This is a genomic window from Galactobacter caseinivorans (assembly GCF_003640665.1).
GTDB lineage: Bacteria > Actinomycetota > Actinomycetes > Actinomycetales > Micrococcaceae > Galactobacter > Galactobacter caseinivorans.
Genome location: NZ_QQXL01000016.1, coordinates 1 through 566 on the forward strand (window position 1 = coordinate 1; position 566 = coordinate 566).

Consider the following 566-nt stretch of genomic DNA (forward strand, 5'->3'; position numbering starts at 1 on the left):
AGGTTGGTGGCCCAGGTGGTGAGGAGGGCTGCGTAGGAGGGGTAGGTGGGTCCGGTGGGGGGTGTGTTGGTGGTGATGGTGAGGATTTGTCCGGTGTGGCCGGCGGGTCCTGGGTTGGTGTCGAGGATGTGGTTGTTGCCGGTGCCGTCTGTGGTGATGGGGATCCAGGCGGTGTTCCAGATGCCGGGTTGGGTGGTGTTGGGGGTGAAGTTGGTGGCGGCGTAGGGGTTGGGGGAGGCCAGGATTTCTTGGTTGGTGTCTTCGTAGGCGTCTGTGTTGGTGGCGTGCTCTTCTGCGATTTCTTGTGTGGAGAGGAGTTGGTGGCCGGGGAGGTCTGGGTGGTCGGTGAGGGTGCCGTTGTGGCGGGTGAGGGCTGTGCGCAGTTGGGCGGGGAGGGGGTAGCCGAGTTCTTCTTCGAGTTCGTTGAGTTGGTCTTGGGTGGCGCCGGGGGCGAGGAGTTCTTCTGCTTCGTCGCCGAGGAGTTCTTCGATGTGGGCCCAGAGTGGTGTGGGGTCGGCGTCGGGGCCAGGCATCTGCGCTGCGGGTAGGTCTGTTGCGGGGGTTGA

At 64.3% G+C, this 566-nt stretch carries 1 protein-coding gene; it reads right to left on the reverse strand.

Translation table 11 applies throughout. From position 1 onward, the window contains the following. The coding region (locus tag DWQ67_RS13540; protein ID WP_147433708.1) for an SMI1/KNR4 family protein at positions 1–566 on the reverse strand (566 nt) is incomplete at both ends.